This window comes from Salmonella sp. SAL00672 (assembly GCF_046552175.1).
Taxonomy (GTDB): Bacteria; Pseudomonadota; Gammaproteobacteria; order Enterobacterales; family Enterobacteriaceae; genus Salmonella; species Salmonella enterica.
The window spans coordinates 42,238-61,259 of sequence record NZ_JBGDUQ010000009.1; the positions used below are offsets into that span (position 1 = coordinate 42,238).

Here is a 19,022-nt window from a genome sequence, read left to right on the forward strand (position 1 = left end):
TTTTCGGCGCGCCACTTTTTCTGGCACGCCGCTTGCTCTCTTTTATCACAGTGGAATGTGTTTTAGAGGTCAGGATGAAGAGACATTATATTTTCGCCAGCCACGGCACGCTGGCCAGCGGAGTTTTAAACTCCGTGGAGCTGATTTTAGGCAAACGGTCAAATGTCTGGACGCTGTGCGCTTACGTTGAAGAGAGCGTGGATTTAAGCCAGCAGGTAGATACGCTAATTGCCCGGATCCCGCCGGAAGATGAAATTATTGCGCTGACCGATATTTTTGCCGGCAGCGTGAATAACGAATTTGTCCGTTATTTATCACGAGAAAATTTTCATCTGCTGGCAGGGATTAACCTGCCGCTGGTTATCGATCTCTTTATGTCGGAAAACGATGGCAATACCACGCATACCATAATGACGGCGTTAGCGGATTCAAAAGAAAATATTCAGTACTGCAATCAAACTATCACCAGCGCCATGCAAAGCGATAAAGATTTTTAAGGGGAGGAAGCGTCATGATTGTTTTTTTACGGGTGGATCATCGTTTATTACATGGACAGGTCGCCTTTTCCTGGACGCAGTACGTTGGCGCAGACTGTATTTTAATTGCCAACGACAGCGTACCTAATGATGACCTGCGTAAAACCACCATTAAAATGGCGAAGCCGCCCGCGGTGAAGCTGGTTATTAAAAATATTGCCGATTCAATTGAAGCGATAAAAAGCGGCGTTACCGATAAATATAAACTTTTTATTGTTGTTGAATCCGTGGCGGATGCGTACCGGCTGGCGCGCGAATTACCCGACATTAAAAGCATTAATTTAGGCGGCACGAAGGTACGTGAAGGGAGCCAGAATATTGCTAAAGCCATCAATCTGTTAGCGGATGAAATGACTCAACTTCGGGAGCTGGCGGCTGGCGGAGTAGAGATAGAAATTCGGCTGGTGCCTAACGATCGTAAACAACTTTTTGCCTGAGCGGATACCCTCCTGAGGACATATTATGGTAGAGGCGCTTTTACTGGGACTGGTGGCGTTTATCGCCCAGTCTGAATATGCATTAGGGACGTCGCTGATTTCCAGACCTATCGTGACCGGACTGTTAACCGGACTGGTGCTGGGCGACATGGAAACCGGAATTGTGATGGGCGCGACGCTGGAGTTGGCGTTTATCGGTTCCTTTTCGGTGGGCGCGTCGCTGCCGCCGGATGTGGTCACTGGCGGTATTTTAGGTGTGGCCTTTGCGATTAATTCCGGCGCCGGGGCGGAAACCGCGCTGTTATTAGGTTTGCCAATCGCGACACTGGCGTTAATTGTGAAAAATATCTATAACGGAATGTTTATTCCGTTGCTCTGTCATAAAGCCGATGCTTACGCTGAGGTGGGGGATACCCGGGGCATTGAGCGTATGCATTTAATCTCCGGCATTGGGCTGTCGCTGACGCTGGGGATTATCGTCACGGTCTCTTATTTAGCGGGCGTGAATATGGTTAAAGGTTTTCTGGATGCCATTCCAGAATTTATTAAACATGGATTAAGCGTTGCCACCGGTATTATTCCCGCGCTGGGTTTTGCCATGCTGGCGCGCTTATTAATTAATAAAAAGGTCGCCCCCTATTTTTTCCTCGGTTTTGTTTTAATGGCGTATTTAAAAATTCCGGTGACGGGTATTGCGATTCTCGGCGCGATCGTCGCCGTCGTGATGGTCAATATGCCGAAATTTGCGGCCTCGCAACCGGCACCTGCGCAAGGAGCGTCTCATGACGATGAAGATGATTTCTGATAAAGACCGCCAGCAGGCGGAAACCACTGGTCTGGTCACCGCGCGTGATTTACGCCGCGTCTTCTGGCGGTCATTCCAGATGGAGTTTTCCTGGAACTATGAACGACAAATGAACCTGGCGTTCGTCTATACGCTCATTCCGGTATTAAAGAAACTGTATAGCCGAAAAGAAGATCTTGCCGAAGCGCTAAAACGCCATCTGGCTTTCTTTAATACCACGCCGCACATTGTGACGTTGATCCTCGGTATTACCGTGGCGATGGAGGAGAAAAATAGCCAGCAGAAAGAGATGGACGCCAGTTCTATCGATAACGTCAAAGCGTCGTTAATGGGGCCGCTGGCGGGTATTGGCGACTCTTTTTTCTGGGGAACATTGCGTCTTATCGCCACTGGCATCGGTACCAGTCTGGCGCTGAAAGGCAATATTCTGGGGCCGATTTTATTTCTGCTGGTGTTTAACGTACCGCATATTCTGGCCCGCTGGTTCTTTACCCGCTGGGGCTATGTGCTGGGAACCGGCGTACTGCAACGTATTCAGCAAAGCGGAATGATGGAAAGCCTAACCTATGGCGCCTCGATTATCGGTCTGATGGTGGTTGGCGCGATGACGGCCTCCATGATTGATATCACCATTCCCATTACGTTTGGTACGGGAGAAGCGAAAACCCATGTTCAGGACATTATTAACGACATCATGCCTTGTCTGCTGCCGTTAATTAGCTTCGCCATTGTGTACTGGCTGTTAGGGAAAAAAGTGAAACCGTTAACCATCATTGGCGGTATTGCGCTGGTGGGAATTTTCGGTTCCTGGATAGGGTTATTTTAAGAGGGATACACAATGTCACCAACCATGCTGACCTATATTAACGAAGAGTCTGACGTCCTGGCGAATATTATTCGACGCCATCGCCAGTCTCTGGAAGAAGTATCGCGGTTCGCCAGCCAAAAAACGTTACGACGAATCCTGATATTAGCCACCGGATCGTCATCGAATGCCGCCTTTTGCGCCCGTTATTTCTTTGAGCGCTGCGGTATCTCTATCGATATTAAAGAGCCGTACACCTTTAGCCAGTATGAGAATAGCGATCCGCAAGCCGATATGGTTATTGCTATTTCCCAGAGCGGGAAAAGCGCTTCTACCCTGGAGGCGATGCGTAAAGTTCAGGCGCAGGGACGTCCGGTATTCGCTCTGACCGCCGATCCGCAAAGCCCTCTTGGCAAGGCCAGTGATTATCCACTGGATATTCTGACCGGGATTGAGTCCGTCGGCTTTGTTACCCGTGGATTTAGCGCGACGGTATTGAATCTGTTGCTTATCGCGTTGTTAATTGCCCGTCAGCAGCAGCGACTGACGGAATCGCAGGTCGAGGAGTATGTGGCGCAGCTTCAACGTATCGCGGCAACCCTGCCGTTGGTTATCGTGCGTACGGAAGCGTTTATTCACCAGCACCAGGCCGTTTTACGAAACGGGACGCGTTTTGTGGCGACAGGCTACGGCGCGCTGGTTGGGGTGGCAAAAGAGTTGGAAACTAAATTTACCGAGACGGTGCGTGTTCCCTCAAGCGGGTTTGAGCTGGAAGCCTATATGCACGGCCCGTATCTGGAAGCCAATGCGGAACACGTGATGTTCTTCTTTGAGGACCGGCCCGACGCGCGCTCCAGGGCGCTACGGGAGTATATGACGCCTGCGGTCGCCAAAACCTTTACTCTCACGCTGGCGAAGGCGGCGCAGGATGACCAGACGCTTGCGCTGGATGTAGCGGTTGATCACCATTTCTCGCCATTACTGTTGATTGTGCCGGTACAACTCATGGCGTTTCATATCGCCTCACTGAAAGGCATCGACCTTTCGGTACGCATTTTTGACGATTTCGATCGCGTTTTAAAAAGTAAAATCTGAACAATCAGGAGAAAAATATGTTGGGTTTTAATCAGGACGAGTACCTGACGAGTGCTCGTGAGATCATCGCTGCGCGCCAGAAGGCAGAACAGGTTGCTGACGAGATTTATCAGGCCGGGTTCAGTTCTTTATTTTTCGCCTCTGTTGGCGGTTCACTGGCGCCAATGATGGCAATTAATGAATTTGCCAAAGAATTAACAACGTTGCCGGTTTATGTTGAGCAGGCGGCAGAATTAATTCATAAAGGAAATAAGCGGCTGAATAAAGACTCTGTGGTTATTACGCTGTCTAAATCCGGCGATACCAAAGAATCGGTGGCGATCGCCGAGTGGTGTAAAGCGCAGGGAATACGCGTAGTCGCTATTACCAAAAATGCGGACTCTCCGCTGGCGCAGGCGGCGACATGGCATATTCCGATGCGTCACAAAAATGGCGTGGAATATGAATATATGCTGCTGTACTGGCTGTTTTTCCGCGTGCTGTCGCGCAATAACGAATTCGCCAGTTACGATCGCTTCGCCAGCCAACTGGAAATTCTGCCGGCGAATCTGCTGAAAGCGAAACAAAAATTTGATCCGCAGGCGGACGCTATCGCCAGCCGTTATCATAACAGCGATTATATGATGTGGGTCGGCGGCGCGGAGATGTGGGGCGAGGTCTATCTGTTCTCCATGTGTATCCTGGAAGAGATGCAGTGGAAGCGCACGCGCCCCGTCAGCTCTGCGGAATTTTTCCACGGCGCTCTGGAGCTGCTGGAAAAAGACGTTCCGCTCATTCTGGTGAAAGGGGAAGGGAAATGCCGCGCGCTGGATGAACGCGTTGAGCGTTTTGCCAGTAAAATTACCGATAACCTGGTGGTGATTGATCCGAAAGCGTATGCGCTGGACGGTATTGATGATGAGTTCCGCTGGATCATGGCGCCGTGTGTTGTTTCGACATTGTTAGTTGACCGACTGGCGGCGCACTTTGAGAAATATACCGGCCACAGTCTGGATATTCGTCGTTACTACCGTCAGTTCGATTATTAACAGAAAGGGGCGTGTAGCATATACAGTGCCTGATGGCGCTTCGCTTATCAGGCCTACGCGCCAGTTTATGGATAAAGATGATGTGTAGGCCGGGTAAGGCGCAGCCGCCACCCGGCATATATGACCTTCTCTTTTAACCCTCAACATTCACCACTTTGATCTCCACCATGCCAATCCCCAATTTGCGCGGCGAATGGCCCAAAATATTACCTTCGTTGGTGGAGACGGGAGCGGGCGGCGCAATGACTAGGGTATTCGCGTCCGTCGGGTTGTTGAAATGCAGCGTGATAGTGGACACATCGTGACCCAGCACCAGCGTCTGTTCTTCGTTGCCTACGCGTACCGGAATCGGCCGATTCGCGTTGTCGCCGAAGGCTTTGGCGGTGATCACCAGATCAAACTTTTTCGGCAGCGGCGCTTTATATTCGATTTTAACCTCATCGCCCAACTGCGCATTTGACCAGCGCCCCCAGGACTCCGGCCGGGAAATGCCGCTAAACTGCTTCACCTCCTCCGGCGCGCCCGCCACATTAAAGATAAAGCTATCGGCTTTATAACGAATATCGTTATCGACAATCTTTAAGGTATCGACGTTGCCTTTGTAGCGTTCCATATCGATCATCGTGTCTTTAAACGCCGTCTTACCCTGCCACTGCGCTTTATCGACATGCTGTACGGTTTGCTGCCCGCCAAGCTGCCCCTGCGAGACGCACCAGTCGGTGGAGAGCGCCAGCGCCGGCGCCCATAGCTGCGCCATTTTGTAGCAGCGATCGATCCAAACGAAATTATCGCGCGGGGCGAAGTCGGCCAACTGGAACCGTAGCGGAGCGGAGTATTCACTTTCCGGTAACGGTTCAACACGCTTATCCGATACGCGCAGTAGTAACGGCAGGCGGAAGTGGCTGCCGGAAAAAGCGATCATGTTTTTGTCCCGATCGACGGTAAAATCTTTTATCTCTTTCGGGAAATTCCACAGGCGAATGATATCCGGCTTCATCGCCAGCACTTTCTCTTTTACATTCAGGAACACTTCCGACAGCGACTGCCCGGAAAGGCTGCTACGTCCCAGACCGATAAAATTATCGCCGCCGAGAATATCCAGCACCGTTGCGCCGTTGTCCATCGTGTTGCGTTTGACCGCCAGCGTCTCCTGCTGCGGTTTATCGCCGCGCAGAATGAAAAACAGATTGTTGCGATCTTGCTTATTCAGGTACTTCCAGGCCGTATTATTCATCGCCAGATGGTCGGAAGAGACGACGATAACGGTATCTTTAAACCACGGTGACGCTTTGATTTTGTTGATAAACTCGGCGATGTTTTCCTGGCTGCAACTTACGGCGCTAAAGGACTGGTTGGGCTTGCCGTCGTAATCGTAGCGTTTGCGGTTGCAGGTGCGTGAGATAAACCCGTCCGGGTGGTGAGTATCTACGGTCAGCGTAAACAGCGAAAAACGCTGGCCTGAGCGGGAAAGCGCTTCAAATTTCTTCCATGCCTCATCGAGCACCGTATCGTCGTAGAAGCCCCAGTCGTTACGATAAGACGGGTCCGCCACCACCGTTTTTAGCTCTTCAGCGCCGTACAGATGATCAAATCCGTGTGATTTCAGGAACACGTCTTTCCCGGCAAAACGCAGGTTAGCGCCCTGCACGAAATAGTTCTGGTAGCCGGAGTTTTTCAGAATATCGCCGAGGCAAATATTTTGCGGGAAGAAACTGGACACCGACGCTGAGGCATTGCCCTCAAACGGCGCAAACAGCGGAATACCGCACTGGGAAGCCACCATCCCGGCGATGGTGTAATCCGTTCCCGGCAGTTGCATGGTATGGCTGAAATCCAGCCCCTCATTTTTCAGCGCGCCTAACTCTGGCGTGAGATTGGGGAACGCGTCATTATCAAAATAGGTCCGTTCCAGGCTCTCGCCGTAGATATAGACCAGATTGAGCTTCGGATTAGGAATGGTTTTTGCTGGTTCTTTATAATAAACGGCAAAATCCGGATCGCCATCGCGCATTTGTGATTTTACCAGTTCGGTGATCTGGCGAAACGCCGGGCTGGCGTCGACCGAACCTAACGCCAGCAGTAACGCCAGCAGGCTGTAACCGACATGATGAGGATGGTGACGGCGGCGGCGTAGTATCCATCCCAGCGCGCCAAATACCGCCACTAACGCCAGGGCAATGCCGATTCCCGGCAGAATATATTTGCCGACTCCCGCTCCCGTCAGACTATTCGTGAGCGTATAAAGCACTGCGTCGTTGATCCCGTCGCCGGTAAAATAGTCGCTGGCATACAGGGTAATATTCAGAATGACAAAAAGTCCCAGCACCGTGAGAGTGGCGGCAAACCACCAGGTGTTACGGCCCGCCTTCCAGGCATATATCAGCACAGAGGCGAGAAACAGAGCGACAGAGAGCAACTCGGACAACTGACGATCCTCAATAAACCAGGCTTATCGCTGGCAGGAAAAAATTTCTAACAATGTAATAGCGATGTCACATTGCTGCAATTCTAATAACTTTACACGGCGCTGTTATTTAGAATGAGTTTAGAAAGTTGGTTTTTTGATCGGCATCACTTCCTGCCATAGCGGTTAATAACAGGAAAAGACGAAGAGAAAAATCGGGTTAATGCCGTGTTGGCGGGTAAAGGGCCAAAACACGGCTTTTATCAGGGCGTCCCGGCGTGGCGCACGGTCAGAAAAACGCAGTCAGGAGAGGAAATTCAGCCCTTGCTGCAACACCAGATCGCAAGCTTTGGTTTTCACCTTTTCCGCCAGCGGCGTACTGCCGATATTATTGAGGTTCAACTGCTGGCCGTCCTTCGTCTTGAGCAACCCTTGCAGGCCGTTCAGGTAGTTAGTGTCCTGCTCCTGCTGTGTGGTATCCAACCCCAACTTGTTCAGAATCTGATTTTTAACGTTTTCCACGTTGGTAGCGGACGCCAGTTTCTGTTTGGCGCAGTACTGCAAAATACCGGCGGCATTATTCATATTATCGGCGCTGAGCGACTGGGCACCTCTGCTGAGCAGACCGGTTAGCGCAGAAAGCGACATCCCGCCCTGCTGTGCGTTCGCGCCCTGAGCGCTTAACTGACTGGCGGCAATACCGCTGGTGGAAATCAGTACGCTGGCGATCGCCGCGCAGCACAGAACATGTTTCGCTGTATTCATGGTAATCACCTGTGTTATGCCAGTTAGGCGTCGTATCGCCCTGGCGCACGTTGCAATTTAATACTCTTTACCCGTCACCCGGCTGCGGTAACTGTCCCAGGTAAAATTAACCCATAAACTGTTGCCGAGACGCATACGGTCCATGACGCGTTCGCCAAGCATTTTCGTCATCTCTTCCATATTGCTGTTCGTCAACATGCCGGTGGGACGTTTTGACGAGGAACGACGATCGACAATTTGATTGATGATCACTTTTTCATAGCGAGATTCGGTCTGCACGCCGATCTCGTCGATCACCAACAGATCAACGTTACTCAGATCGTTAAGCAACTGCTCTTCGCTGGTTTCCCGATTGCTGAACGTGTCTTTCATCGCTGACATAATATCCGCTACGGTGATAATCAGTACCGACTTTCCGCGCAGCAGCAGCTCGTTACAAATAGCCGCGGCGAGATGGTTTTTACCGGTTCCCGGCTTGCCGGAAAAGACAAAGCTGGCGATATTGCCGTCAAACTCATCAACGTACTGTCGGGCTTTGCTTAACGCGTTCATTTGTCCGTCGCACTCAACCCGATAGTTATCAAACGAACAGTTCTGATGCAGCGGTCGAATGCCGGAACGGTTAAAGGTGCGCTGCATTTTCATCGCCCGGTTTTCCCGCGCCAGCGCTGCCGCCCGGATCTCGCCTTGCTCTTTCTGCCACGCCAGCAATTCTTCGCCCGTTTTAAACGCCGGCGTAATATGCGCAGGCATCATTTTTTGTAGACGCTGCATCAGGTCGCCAACATTTTTCATCGTTACCCCCTAAAACCTGGTGGAATATGATTGTCAGGTTCGCTGACGCTATTGATGTCGCGCTGCGGCATTCCGCCATTGCTGGAACGGCTGATTTGCACGCTGCGCGCCAGCTTTTGCTGCCACTGGATATGGTGAAAAACCTTACCTTCCGCCTGCCAGTAGGCGATAAACGCCGCCAGCTCTTCTGCGGTGACCGGCTCCCGAAGCGCCACGCCCCAAAGGGCGGCCTGACGCTGAAAATCCGCATCCGGTTGCCAGGCGGGATACATGGCGAATTTTCCGCAGGGAATCGCAACGGGGGCGGCTTCGGGTTCTTCGTAAAATTGCGCGTCTAACGCCACATCGCTTCCCGGACGTGATAACTTTTCTTCAAGCGCCAGCAGTTCAGCCATGCGTGCAGGCGTCACGGCATAAAAGGCAGGCGCATTATTAGCGAATACCGCCACTGCGCCGCCCGTTGACTTCGCCAGCACAGCATGATGATCGTGTAAAAGGACGTCAATACCGATGACGTCCGACGTTAAAATTCTGGAAGACATAATGTTTCTCAATATGGAACAACAACCGAGAAGGGCGACTGTTTTTATAGTACCACACAGACCTGTAAGAACAGCAGGAGGCGTTCCACCAATCACACGCGGGGGCGTTTGCGGTACAGCCATAATCCCGGTACAGAGAGGCCAATTGAGAGCGCGCCAACAATGGAAGAGGCTTTCAGAAAATTGGTCAGCAGCGTGATCATCATCGGTTCGCTATAGCCCAGATGGCTAATTTTTACTGCGGAAATCATCGCGGTATAGGCGGAAATCCCCGGAAACATCGGGATCACGGCCGCGACGGTAAACACTTTAGGGTGAGCGAGATACCAGCGTGACCACTGAATACCAATACTGCCGACCAGCAGCGAAGCCATAAACGTCGACCATTCGATATTAAAGCCTGCGCTCATCATCAGCATACGCGAGCCATGACCCAGCGCCCCCAGTAGCGCGCACCACGGAAGCGCCCGGTGGGGAACATTAAAGACCATCGCAAACCCGACGGCGGGGATCGCAGACAAGATCATGTCCTGCATTAGCGCCAGTAAAAAGTCGATTATACCCATCCTCGTAGCCCCCATATTGTCATTGACATCACTACGCCCACACAGGTGGCCAGTGTCAACAGGCTGGCGATAGCCCAGCGCGCCAGCCCGGTATTAATATGTCCTTTAAACATATCTGCGACGGAATTAATCAGCGGAAAGCCCGGCACCAGTAGCAGTACGCTCGCCGCCATGGCGATAGTGGGCGTCTGGCTAAAGGCGGGAAGGGTGAGCATCAGCCCGGAAATCGTGGTAGCGACAAAGGCGGTAATGCAAAAATTGATCTGCGGATGTAAATGCCGCTGCGCCAGCATCTGGCGAATATACATGGCTATCATACTGGCGAAAAAGGTGATAACCGCGCCATCCCAGCCGCCATTATTCAGCTTACAAAAGCAGGAGCAGGAAAGACCGACCATAAACGCCACCAGCCAGCGCGGATAACGCAGCGGGCGGAGCTGGCTAAAGCGTTTTTCCACGCCTTTGTAATCCAGCAGACGATGTTCCGCGAGGATAACGATATGCTGAACCTCCGTGACGACGTGCATATTAATGCCGCGATCCTGGTTTTTACGTGTCGATGTCAGACATTGTCCGTCTTTAATGGTCGTCAGGACAATGGCGTTAGAGGAGATCGCGCTTTCGACGCTATCCATACCGAGCGCCAAACCGAGGCGGGTGGAAAGCTCATCAACCAGTGCGCTTTCCGCCCCGTGCTGCAATAAAAACAGCCCGCATTGAATACATAACCGTGTTACTGCTCGTTGAATTGATTGCTCTTCTTGCATGACTCGTCCTGTCCAAAAAGACATTCTATGCGCCGCCACTATGACAGAGGCTTCCTTTTTAACACGAAGCGCAGGCATGATGGCGTTGGTTAAGATCAATTTCTTGTTGATAAAAACGTCAGCCGCCAGACGCAACGCATAAGCTTCTTGAGACGTGCGCTTCGTCACAGGCAGGATATCCTTATGGGCGACGGTTCTCGTATGTCCGTTTCCAGAATAGAGGCATTATGCCAGCCTGGCCGCTCATTTTTGAATCAATGATGTGGTGAATTTTATCAACGATATGCATTAATGGTTTAACCACAATGGCGTGAGCAGCGGGCGTAAAATTAGGCATGACTTAGTGTAATTCGCAGATATTACATGGGTTTTATGGATTGTAGACAGTATTGTTGGGCTTTTGTTTTAGGACTTAGCAATATGAATAAAGAGCGAACTCATATTTTAAATTTATTAATATGATGCGTTTTCGTTAGAATTACTAATGTGCAAATTTAGTTAATTTAATTGTCTTGCTTCTGGTTTTATGAGTAACTATGCGATAGTGATTTCATGTTTTTGTGCTATGTGGATTGTAGCGCAATCAATGTTAGATATTTAAAAATAAAACAAGGATAATTAATCCACTCGGCCTATATTTCTTTGCGATCATTGTTAATAGTGTTTTTATTAATGGGGCAATGAAAAGTGGCGGCGTGGGTGCGGAGGAATTATGCTGCCAGGATGCTGCAAAAATGGACTTATTATCAGTAAAACCCCTCTTATACAGGAAGGCCTTAAAGGGGCTATAACAGGTAATTTCCCCGATTATAAACTGGCGTATTGTCGTACGATAGAAGAGCTAACGCTGCTACAGCTACGCCGAAGTAATTTAGTTATTGCTGATTTAGCAGTTAACAATGCCTCTCCCCGCGCTATCTGCGAATATTTTTATAGCTTACTCTCGCAATATCGCGACATACATTGGGTATTTCTGGTTCCTAAATCCTGCTATCCACATGCGGTTGATCTCCTGATGGGCCCCGTCAGCACCTTGCTTTCAGACGAAGAGCCAATCGAGAATCTTATTAGCGTTATCCATGCGGGAAACGCTCGCTCAGAAAGAATAAGTAAAACGTTATTATCGCCTCAGGTACCGTCTGAAATTCAGCAGTCCCACGACAGGCCGATTGTCCTTACGCTGTCTGAACGAAAAGTATTACGCCTTTTAGGAAAAGGGTGGGGCATTAACCAAATTGCGGCGTTACTTAAAAAAAGTAATAAAACAATTAGCGCCCAAAAAAATAGCGCCATGCGACGCTTATCAATACACAGTAATGCAGAGATGTATGCATGGATAAACAGTTCTCAGGGAGCCAGAGAATTGAACCTACCTTCGGTATATGGAGAAACCATGGAATGGAAAACAGAATCAGCAAGAGAAATGTTGCGCTCGTAGAAAAATGCGTGATGAGCACCATTGGTATTAAAGGGCTATTTGATGCAATGCCGGATTGCCGACATACGCTTCATATTTTTTCAAAACCATCCACGTTTTATAAGGCTGCGCTAAAGACGCCGTTTTCTGCCGTTATTTTTTCTCTTTCTGCGTTAAGAACTGAACGCCGGACAGGATTATCCAGTCTGACGGAATTGGCGATAAATTATCCCCATATGCGGCGTCTGGTGATTGCCGATGATGATGCTGAAGCCCGCTTAATCAGCGCGCTATCCCCGCTGCCGCTGGATGGGGTCATCAGCAAAGCGTCGCCGTTGGATGTTTTACAGGATGCCTTATTTACATCGCTTAATAGCGCCCGACGGACAACGGAGCGTACAGACAATCTTTGGGAGCTTCACCAGAATTGTATGCTTAGTCCAACCGAGCGGGAGATTCTGCGTTTTATGTCGAACGGCTACTCAATGCCGCAAATTGCTGTCCAGTTAGAACGTAACATTAAGACTATCCGAGCGCATAAGTTTAATGTGATGTCCAAGCTGGGCGTGAGTTCTGATGCCGGGTTACTCGATGCGGCGGATATTCTGTTATATCTGCGCGCCGGCGATGCTACCGCGCTCCAGCATCGGGTATAGCCCGCGCCGGATGCGCCGTGCTTGTTCGGGGAATCAGGGTGCCAGGCACGTTATTGGCACACGTCTACCCAGGTCGCCGATGTCAGTTCAGCCATTCTTTCCGGCGTGATGCGTACCGCGCTGTGCGTGGCGCCTGCGGCAGGCAATACTTCGTTATACCCCTTCAGAGAGATGTCGCAATAAACGGGCAGCGGGTGCTCCAGCCCGAAAGGACATACGCCGCCGACAGGATGTCCGGTTGCATTGACCACTTCATCGCTGCTCAACATACGGGCTTTTGCGCCGAAAGTGGTTTTAAGCTTCTTATTATCCAGGCGGGCATCGCCTTTCGCGACCACCAGGATAATGGTGTCTTTTACTTTAAGCGAGAGCGTCTTAGCTATCTGCCCTGGCTCTACGTTGTGCGCTTTGGCTGCCAGTTCGACAGTCGCTGTACTTTGATTTAATTCGATAATTTCAATATCGGGAGCATGATCGGCCAGAAATTGCCGTACAGATTGCAGACTCATTCTTCTCTCCTGAGACCTTACCAATAGCCACGGTAGACCCAAAAATGGCAGAACGTAATTTGGCATACGGAGAGCGCCGCTGTAAATATAATAATGTGACAGGCCAGCAGCAGTAAGCCGTGACGATAACTGAAGGCAACGTAAAGCGGTTTACTTTAGCGTGCAGTCGCCGCACTGCTGTACGTCAGGTAAGCGGTAACGTTGGCAGCAGGTTCTGCGTACCAGAAGACCGTCGCGCATTACGACGGTCCGCCACAGCGGGTTATCCTGACCGTCGGATAGCTGCTTTTCAAAAAAACAGCGCTGGCGTAGCGTTGCCAGCAGGGCTTCGCCAAGCAGCGGTTTCATCTCAGTCAGATACCAGTTGATTAAATAACCGGTATTGCTCCAGATAAGTTTCGCGTTGATGTCGCCAGTCGCCTCCAGCGCCTGAATGACCGGCTGTAGTGCGGAGACTATTAGCGTTTCCATTCGTTCTTCCGGGGAACGCTCCGTTGCCAGGTTATCCTGATGCACGTCAAGCCAGAAACACGCGGCGCGCCCGGTTTCATGAAATTCAACGTGAATATGTTCTGCCGAGACATCGATAGCGCGCGCTTGCGTCAGTAATGCCAGCATCAGCGGCGGTGCCATCAGCCCGATATACCATTGCGCCCACAGGGAGAGTAACGGCTTATTTTCACGTGCCAGGCCTGGCGTGTGCCGATAGATGTGATCGGAATAGGCGGCCAGCAATGAACGAAACGTCGCGGGGCGCGTCCACTGGGCAAGAGTCATCGCCGTAGGCGGCGGCGTTTCATCCAGCCGGATGAAGTCCAACAGGTGCTCACGGGTAGAGGCGATCGTCTCGCGTACTGCGTCCGCCAGCGAGGCGTATTCCGGCTGGGGAGCAGCTCGCCAGATAATATCGTCAGCAATCGGTGCGGAACGGTAGGCCATAGCGCAGTTTAATGATGTTAATCTAAATGATAATGATTGCTAATCCTATCGATAGCGATAAACGATGGCAAGCGGTTTATGGTTAACGCTGTTGGCGTAGCACGATTACGCCAACAGGATTCATAGGGCGCGCATGTCGTCGCTGACCAGAATGTGGTTACGTCCAAGATGCTTGGCTTCATAGAGCGCTTTATCCGCTTTTTCGATAGCGTCTCCGATATTGCGATCCGTCAGGGGCGCAATGCCGATACTGACAGTGACATTGGTGGCGACGCTTTCGTTAAACATATGCGGGATTTTAAGATCGTATACTTCCTGTCGGATACGTTCTGCGGTAGCGCGGGCTTGCTGTGGTTCGGCGGTGGTCAGCAACACCAGAAATTCTTCCCCGCCAAAACGGCAGACGACATCGCGCGATCGCACGGCGTCCCGAATTGCCGCTGAGACGCGGATTAACGCCTGATCGCCCATCATATGACCGTAGTGATCGTTATACGCTTTGAAATGATCGATATCCAATAGCAGGACGTAGTGTTCATGGCTGCCCGGCGCCTGTAACGTATCCAGCCGATTTTGCAGGCCACGGCGGTTATATAAGCCGGTTAATGGATCAAGCATACTCAGGCCATTGAGAGTTTCCCGCTCGGCCAGCAGCTTAAACATGAGCTGTTGGGCAAAATTATCGTAGCGTTTCTGGATAACATGTTGAATAGCGATTCCCACCATTGGCAGGGCCAGCAAATAGAGAATTCGCAAACCTTGTTCATTACCGTTCAGCCACAGGCAGACCGCGACTGGCGGTAGCGAATAGAGCGTAAACGCGACGATATTCGCGGCAAAGGCTATCGAGCCGATAAACAGAACGCTAAGCAGGGAGATCAGTAAAAAAGAGAAATCATAATGGCCTAACGCCGGATACTTTAGCGCAATATGCGCCGCCCATATTCCCCCAAAGAGTAGGGAGATAAAGGGGAGATTAATTCTTTTTTGTCCATATTTCCCATGCCATATCAACAGTAATACGCTCAGGACCACTATCCCGATCATTGGCGTGCAAAATACATTGATCTGATAAAGGGGGAAAACGAGAGTAAATAGCGCCGACACGGCGTTGAGAAACAAGAAAAGACGTAAAGAAAACTGATACTTCTTAATACGAAGCGACCGCCAGGATGGTGTTGTCATGGGTAATTGTCGTTATTTATCGGTGATATACACGGAATCGGGCGCCAACATGAAAATAACGTATGAGAAAAGGTCGCCTAAAGCGAGGTGTTGTTGTTTTTACGTTAACAGTCGGACAATTTATCACCTTACTGAATACGTGTCATCAACCGTTAAGTAAAACTCATCTCTTTAGCTTTCTCCCTGGCTGACAAATGAGAAAATATATCATATGATATTGGTTATCATTATCAATTCCAGAGGTGAAACCATGTTGCAGCGGACGTTAGGCAGCGGATGGGGCGTATTATTGCCTGGAGTGATTATCGTTGGACTGGCGTTTATCGGCCTGTCAGCTGATGCGCTGAAGCTGTTGATTGTATCAGGATTGCTACTGTCTGCGCTGATGTTGTATCACAAACAATTACGGCATTTTGTACTGCTGCCATCGTGTATAGCGCTTATTGGCGGCATGATGTTGGCAATGATGAACTGGAATCAGGGATGAAAATGAAGAGACAAAGGAAGGATAAGATAATTGGTGCGAGGGGGGGGACTTGAACCCCCACGTCCGTAAGGACACTAACACCTGAAGCTAGCGCGTCTACCAATTCCGCCACCTTCGCACAGTTATCTTACTTTTTGATATCGCCTCGTTGGTGCGAGGGGGGGGACTTGAACCCCCACGTCCGTAAGAACACTAACACCTGAAGCTAGCGCGTCTACCAATTCCGCCACCTTCGCCCAGTGCGAGCAATATCACGTGGTTTTGGTGCGAGGGGGGGGACTTGAACCCCCACGTCCGTAAGGACACTAACACCTGAAGCTAGCGCGTCTACCAATTCCGCCACCTTCGCATACCATCGATTCTTGAAAAGAATCACTACCACGGAGGCGCATTCTAGTGGTTTTCAGCTATTCGTCAATAGTTAATTGCATGGGATAGATTGATTGCTGCAAAAATGGGCGCGAGACGTAGGTTGGATAAGACGCCTGGCGTCGCCATCCGGCACATGCAACCAGATGGCGCTGCGCTTATCAGGCCAACTATTTCTTCGCCTGACGGGTCATCACGGTACGATAAACCTTAAAGCGCCCGGTTTGCGCGATGACTTCATGGAAGCCAAAAGTCTCATCCAGAATCTTAGGATAGGGCAGAAAGGCGTTCGCCACGATGCGTAACTCTCCGCCGCTGTTCAGATGGCGCACTGCGCCGCGAATGAGCGTTTGCGCCGCATCGAGGCTGGTTTGCATTCCGTCGTGGAACGGCGGGTTGGAGATGATCATGTCAAAACGTCCTTTGACTTCCGAAAAGACGTTGCTGGCGAATACCTCGCCTTCAAGACCATTAGCGGCAAGCGTGGCGCGGCTGGCTTCCACCGCCGGCGCGCTGACGTCACACAGCGTCAGGCGCACTTTCGGCGAATGGCTGGCCAGCGCGGCGGAAAGCACGCCAGCGCCGCAGCCGACATCCAGCACTTTACCTTTGGTGTGCGGCGTCAGCGTAGACAGCAGCAGTTGGCTACCAACATCCAGTCCGTCGCGGCTGAATACGCCCGGCAACGTTTTGATGGTCAGCCCGTCGATATTGTACTCGGCCCACCAGGATTCAAGACTAAACTGCGGCTGCTTTTCCAGACGACCATGGTAAAGGCCGCAACGTCGCGCGCTATCTACTTTGTTCAGCGGCGCATAGTCCGCCAGCATCGGTTCGGCGCTACGTACGCCGCTGCGGTTTTCTCCCACGACGAAAACATCGACGCCCGACGGCATCAGCGACAAAATATTCATCAACTGGAACTGCGCTTCGGGTTTATTTTTCGGCCAGTAGTAGATCAGCGTATCGCAGTCGGCGACATCGCTGGCTTGCGCGACCAGGCTAAAACGGACGTTTTCGCCCATCTGGCGGCTTAACGCCTGCCAGTGGTGAAACTGTTGCGTATGCGCGCGGCTGGCGGCGCATTCAAAGCGCGCGGGCAGGTCATCCTGCAAATCTCCGGCAAAAAGAATACGGCTTTGTTCGAAATCATCACTGTGGCGCAGCAAGACTTCACTTGCCGGGGTAAAAGCAGACATGGAATGCTCCTTAATTCAGACTGGCGGCGATTATAGTAGTTTGATGGCGGAGATTCGACAGATTTGCTATATTTGCGCCCCTGATTACAGGAGCGTTTCGCTATGACATCCCGACGAGACTGGCAGTTACAGCAACTGGGTATTACGCAGTGGGCGCTGCGACGTCCTGGCGCGCTACAGGGCGAGATTGCGATTTCCCTTCCCGCGCACGTTCGTCTGATCGTGGTTGCAGAGGAATTACCCGCGCTGAACGAGCCGCTAATGCGCGATATTTTACGCGCGTTGACCGTGAGTCCCGATCAGGTTTTACCCCTGGCGCCTGAGCGCGTCGCCATGCTGCCGCAGGGCAGCCGTTGTAATAGCTGGCGGTTAGGAACTGACGCGCCGCTCCAACTCGAAGGCGCTCAGGTCACGACGCCGGCGTTTAATGAACTCCGGGCAAACCCGGCGGCACGCGCCGCACTATGGCAACAAATCTGCGAACATGAACACGATTTCTATCCTCAGCACGACCGATCTCCCCGCAGCCTGGCAGATTGAGCAACGCGCTCATGCGTTTCCGTGGAGCGAAAAAACGTTTTTCGGCAACCAGGGCGAACGGTATCTCAACCTTAAGCTGACCGCTGATGACAGAATGGCCGCGTTTGCCATTACACAGGTGGTGCTGGACGAAGCGACGCTGTTCAATATCGCCGTCGATCCGGATTTTCAGCGTCGGGGGCTGGGGCGTATGCTGCTTGAGCATCTGATTGATGAACTGGAAAAACGCGGTGTTGTAACGTTATGGCTGGAGGTACGCGCCTCTAACGCTGCCGCCATCGCGCTGTATGAAAGTCTGGGGTTTAACGAGGCGACGATTCGCCGCAATTACTATCCTACGGCACAAGGGCATGAGGACGCCATCATCATGGCGTTACCGATAAGCATGTAATAAAAGAGGCAAGGTGTAATGATGAAGTGGGACTGGATTTTCTTTGATGCCGATGAAACGCTGTTTACGTTTGATTCTTTCACCGGCTTACAGCGGATGTTCCTTGACTATAGCGTCACCTTTACCGCTGAGGATTTCCAGGATTACCAGGCCGTGAATAAGCCGCTATGGGTGGATTATCAGAACGGCGCGATTACCTCATTACAATTGCAGCACGCGCGCTTTCAAAGTTGGGCTGAACGGCTAAACGTTGCGCCGGGGCTGCTGAATGACGCTTTTATTAGTGCGATGGCGGAGATCTGTTCTCCTTTGCCGGGCGCCGTTTCGCTACTTAATGCGATTCGCGGGCAGGCTAAAATCGGTATTATTACTAATGGTTTTACCGCGCTACAACAAACTCGTCTGGAGCGCACCGGGCTGCGCGAGTATTTCGATCTGCTGGTGATTTCCGAGCAGGTTGGCGTCGCGAAGCCCGATCCGAAAATCTTTAACTACGCCCTGGAGCAGGCAGGGAATCCTGACCGCTCGCGCGTATTAATGGTTGGCGATACCGCGGAATCCGATATTCTTGGCGGCATTAACGCCGGACTGTCGACCTGCTGGCTTAACGCGCATCATCGCGAGCAGCCCGCGGGTATCCATCCAACCTGGACTGTGGCGTCATTAAGCGAACTGGAGCAGCTCCTGTGTAAACACTGATTGCCTCCCCCAGGTTGATGGGTAAAATAGCCGCATTTTTCGTATTCAACATGCGTGGTCAAACGCCGCGCTTACTCAAGAAGATT

Annotated in this window: 22 protein-coding genes and 3 tRNA genes; 12 read left to right on the top strand and 13 right to left on the bottom strand. The window is 51.2% G+C overall.

Annotated features, from left to right (window positions below; all coding sequences use genetic code 11):
- The first annotated feature begins 74 nt into the window (after positions 1 to 74).
- The 6 genes from ACLJTG_RS18590 to ACLJTG_RS18615 are packed head-to-tail and all read left to right on the top strand — an operon-like array spanning position 75 to position 4,706.
- Positions 75 to 497 (top strand): PTS sugar transporter subunit IIA, encoded by a 423-nt coding sequence (locus ACLJTG_RS18590; protein ID WP_000820693.1) that lies wholly within the window; start codon positions 75 to 77, stop codon positions 495 to 497.
- A gap of 14 nt (positions 498 to 511) precedes the next feature.
- Positions 512 to 973, top strand: a complete 462-nt coding sequence (locus ACLJTG_RS18595; RefSeq protein ID WP_000634729.1) for a PTS sugar transporter subunit IIB — start codon at positions 512 to 514, stop codon at positions 971 to 973.
- A gap of 25 nt (positions 974 to 998) precedes the next feature.
- A complete protein-coding gene (locus ACLJTG_RS18600; RefSeq protein WP_000228866.1) occupies positions 999 to 1,778 on the top strand; it encodes a PTS mannose/fructose/sorbose/N-acetylgalactosamine transporter subunit IIC in 780 nt (259 codons plus the stop codon).
- Positions 1,756 to 2,604 carry a PTS system mannose/fructose/sorbose family transporter subunit IID gene (locus tag ACLJTG_RS18605; protein WP_000178065.1) on the top strand — a complete coding sequence of 283 codons (849 nt, stop codon included), beginning with the start codon at positions 1,756 to 1,758 and terminating at the stop codon, positions 2,602 to 2,604. The genes ACLJTG_RS18600 and ACLJTG_RS18605 overlap by 23 nt, the downstream gene beginning before the upstream one ends.
- Before the next feature lie 12 nt (positions 2,605 to 2,616).
- The gene (locus ACLJTG_RS18610) at positions 2,617 to 3,678 is read left to right on the top strand and encodes an SIS domain-containing protein (protein WP_023258543.1); all 1,062 of its coding nucleotides are present in this window, start codon (positions 2,617 to 2,619) and stop codon (positions 3,676 to 3,678) included.
- A 17-nt stretch (positions 3,679 to 3,695) separates the two neighbouring features.
- A complete protein-coding gene (locus ACLJTG_RS18615; RefSeq protein WP_000900307.1) occupies positions 3,696 to 4,706 on the top strand; it encodes an SIS domain-containing protein in 1,011 nt (336 codons plus the stop codon).
- Positions 4,707 to 4,839: 133 nt separating this feature from the next.
- Here the strand turns inward: ACLJTG_RS18615 and opgB are convergent, their stop codons facing one another.
- From opgB to ACLJTG_RS18645, 6 genes are all read right to left on the bottom strand, one after another.
- On the bottom strand, positions 4,840 to 7,131 hold the full coding sequence (gene opgB, locus ACLJTG_RS18620) for a phosphatidylglycerol--membrane-oligosaccharide glycerophosphotransferase (protein WP_023181329.1): 2,292 nt from the start codon (positions 7,129 to 7,131) through the stop codon (positions 4,840 to 4,842).
- Positions 7,132 to 7,413: 282 nt separating this feature from the next.
- Positions 7,414 to 7,875 (bottom strand): DUF2501 domain-containing protein, encoded by a 462-nt coding sequence (locus ACLJTG_RS18625; protein ID WP_001090314.1) that lies wholly within the window; start codon positions 7,873 to 7,875, stop codon positions 7,414 to 7,416.
- Between the two features lie 57 nt (positions 7,876 to 7,932).
- Positions 7,933 to 8,670 (bottom strand): DNA replication protein DnaC, encoded by a 738-nt coding sequence (gene dnaC, locus ACLJTG_RS18630; protein ID WP_000799924.1) that lies wholly within the window; start codon positions 8,668 to 8,670, stop codon positions 7,933 to 7,935.
- Positions 8,671 to 8,672: 2 nt separating this feature from the next.
- Positions 8,673 to 9,212 (bottom strand): primosomal protein DnaT, encoded by a 540-nt coding sequence (dnaT, locus tag ACLJTG_RS18635; protein WP_000098578.1) that lies wholly within the window; start codon positions 9,210 to 9,212, stop codon positions 8,673 to 8,675.
- A gap of 92 nt (positions 9,213 to 9,304) precedes the next feature.
- Positions 9,305 to 9,778 carry a threonine/serine exporter gene (locus tag ACLJTG_RS18640; RefSeq protein WP_000511329.1) on the bottom strand — a complete coding sequence of 158 codons (474 nt, stop codon included), beginning with the start codon at positions 9,776 to 9,778 and terminating at the stop codon, positions 9,305 to 9,307.
- Complete coding sequence (locus ACLJTG_RS18645) at positions 9,769 to 10,545, bottom strand: threonine/serine exporter ThrE family protein (RefSeq protein ID WP_139761607.1); 777 nt, start codon at positions 10,543 to 10,545, stop codon at positions 9,769 to 9,771. Before ACLJTG_RS18645 ends, ACLJTG_RS18640 begins: the two co-directional genes overlap by 10 nt.
- Before the next feature lie 712 nt (positions 10,546 to 11,257).
- Here ACLJTG_RS18645 and ACLJTG_RS18650 point away from each other — a divergent pair.
- Together ACLJTG_RS18650 and bglJ are read left to right on the top strand one after the other, a co-directional pair.
- Positions 11,258 to 11,983 (top strand): response regulator transcription factor, encoded by a 726-nt coding sequence (locus ACLJTG_RS18650; protein WP_000936657.1) that lies wholly within the window; start codon positions 11,258 to 11,260, stop codon positions 11,981 to 11,983.
- Complete coding sequence (gene bglJ, locus ACLJTG_RS18655; RefSeq protein ID WP_000431553.1) at positions 11,944 to 12,618, top strand: DNA-binding transcriptional activator BglJ; 675 nt, start codon at positions 11,944 to 11,946, stop codon at positions 12,616 to 12,618. The genes ACLJTG_RS18650 and bglJ overlap by 40 nt, the downstream gene beginning before the upstream one ends.
- Before the next feature lie 50 nt (positions 12,619 to 12,668).
- Here the strand turns inward: bglJ and ACLJTG_RS18660 are convergent, their stop codons facing one another.
- The 3 genes from ACLJTG_RS18660 to ACLJTG_RS18670 all read right to left on the bottom strand — a co-directional run bounded on the left by ACLJTG_RS18660 (position 12,669) and on the right by ACLJTG_RS18670 (position 15,251).
- On the bottom strand, positions 12,669 to 13,127 hold the full coding sequence (locus tag ACLJTG_RS18660) for a YbaK/EbsC family protein (protein ID WP_000058276.1): 459 nt from the start codon (positions 13,125 to 13,127) through the stop codon (positions 12,669 to 12,671).
- 150 nt (positions 13,128 to 13,277) lie between these two features.
- Positions 13,278 to 14,066: a siderophore-iron reductase FhuF gene (gene fhuF / locus ACLJTG_RS18665; RefSeq protein WP_079928072.1), complete on the bottom strand. Its 789-nt coding sequence runs from the start codon at positions 14,064 to 14,066 to the stop codon at positions 13,278 to 13,280.
- Positions 14,067 to 14,186: 120 nt separating this feature from the next.
- On the bottom strand, positions 14,187 to 15,251 hold the full coding sequence (locus ACLJTG_RS18670) for a GGDEF domain-containing protein (protein ID WP_000211207.1): 1,065 nt from the start codon (positions 15,249 to 15,251) through the stop codon (positions 14,187 to 14,189).
- A 250-nt stretch (positions 15,252 to 15,501) separates the two neighbouring features.
- Between ACLJTG_RS18670 and ACLJTG_RS18675 the strand changes: the two genes are divergently transcribed.
- Positions 15,502 to 15,738: a DUF1435 domain-containing protein gene (locus ACLJTG_RS18675; protein WP_000941876.1), complete on the top strand. Its 237-nt coding sequence runs from the start codon at positions 15,502 to 15,504 to the stop codon at positions 15,736 to 15,738.
- Positions 15,739 to 15,769: 31 nt separating this feature from the next.
- Here the strand turns inward: ACLJTG_RS18675 and ACLJTG_RS18680 are convergent.
- The 4 genes from ACLJTG_RS18680 to rsmC all read right to left on the bottom strand — a co-directional run bounded on the left by ACLJTG_RS18680 (position 15,770) and on the right by rsmC (position 17,306).
- Positions 15,770 to 15,856, bottom strand: a tRNA-Leu gene (locus tag ACLJTG_RS18680).
- Between the two features lie 31 nt (positions 15,857 to 15,887).
- A tRNA-Leu gene (locus ACLJTG_RS18685) sits at positions 15,888 to 15,974 on the bottom strand.
- A 26-nt stretch (positions 15,975 to 16,000) separates the two neighbouring features.
- Positions 16,001 to 16,087: transfer RNA gene (locus ACLJTG_RS18690), tRNA-Leu, on the bottom strand.
- Positions 16,088 to 16,277: 190 nt separating this feature from the next.
- On the bottom strand, positions 16,278 to 17,306 hold the full coding sequence (gene rsmC, locus ACLJTG_RS18695; RefSeq protein WP_079951511.1) for a 16S rRNA (guanine(1207)-N(2))-methyltransferase RsmC: 1,029 nt from the start codon (positions 17,304 to 17,306) through the stop codon (positions 16,278 to 16,280).
- 102 nt (positions 17,307 to 17,408) lie between these two features.
- Between rsmC and ACLJTG_RS18700 the strand changes: the two genes are divergently transcribed.
- Genes ACLJTG_RS18700 through yjjG form a run of 3 tightly spaced genes read left to right on the top strand, consistent with a single transcriptional unit; the run spans position 17,409 to position 18,936 of the window.
- Positions 17,409 to 17,846 carry a DNA polymerase III subunit psi gene (locus tag ACLJTG_RS18700; protein ID WP_000203996.1) on the top strand — a complete coding sequence of 146 codons (438 nt, stop codon included), beginning with the start codon at positions 17,409 to 17,411 and terminating at the stop codon, positions 17,844 to 17,846.
- Complete coding sequence (gene rimI, locus ACLJTG_RS18705) at positions 17,791 to 18,237, top strand: ribosomal protein S18-alanine N-acetyltransferase (RefSeq protein WP_001092435.1); 447 nt, start codon at positions 17,791 to 17,793, stop codon at positions 18,235 to 18,237. The genes ACLJTG_RS18700 and rimI overlap by 56 nt, the downstream gene beginning before the upstream one ends.
- A 21-nt stretch (positions 18,238 to 18,258) precedes the next feature.
- Positions 18,259 to 18,936: a pyrimidine 5'-nucleotidase gene (gene yjjG / locus ACLJTG_RS18710; RefSeq protein WP_000870686.1), complete on the top strand. Its 678-nt coding sequence runs from the start codon at positions 18,259 to 18,261 to the stop codon at positions 18,934 to 18,936.
- Positions 18,937 to 19,022 lie beyond the last annotated feature (86 nt).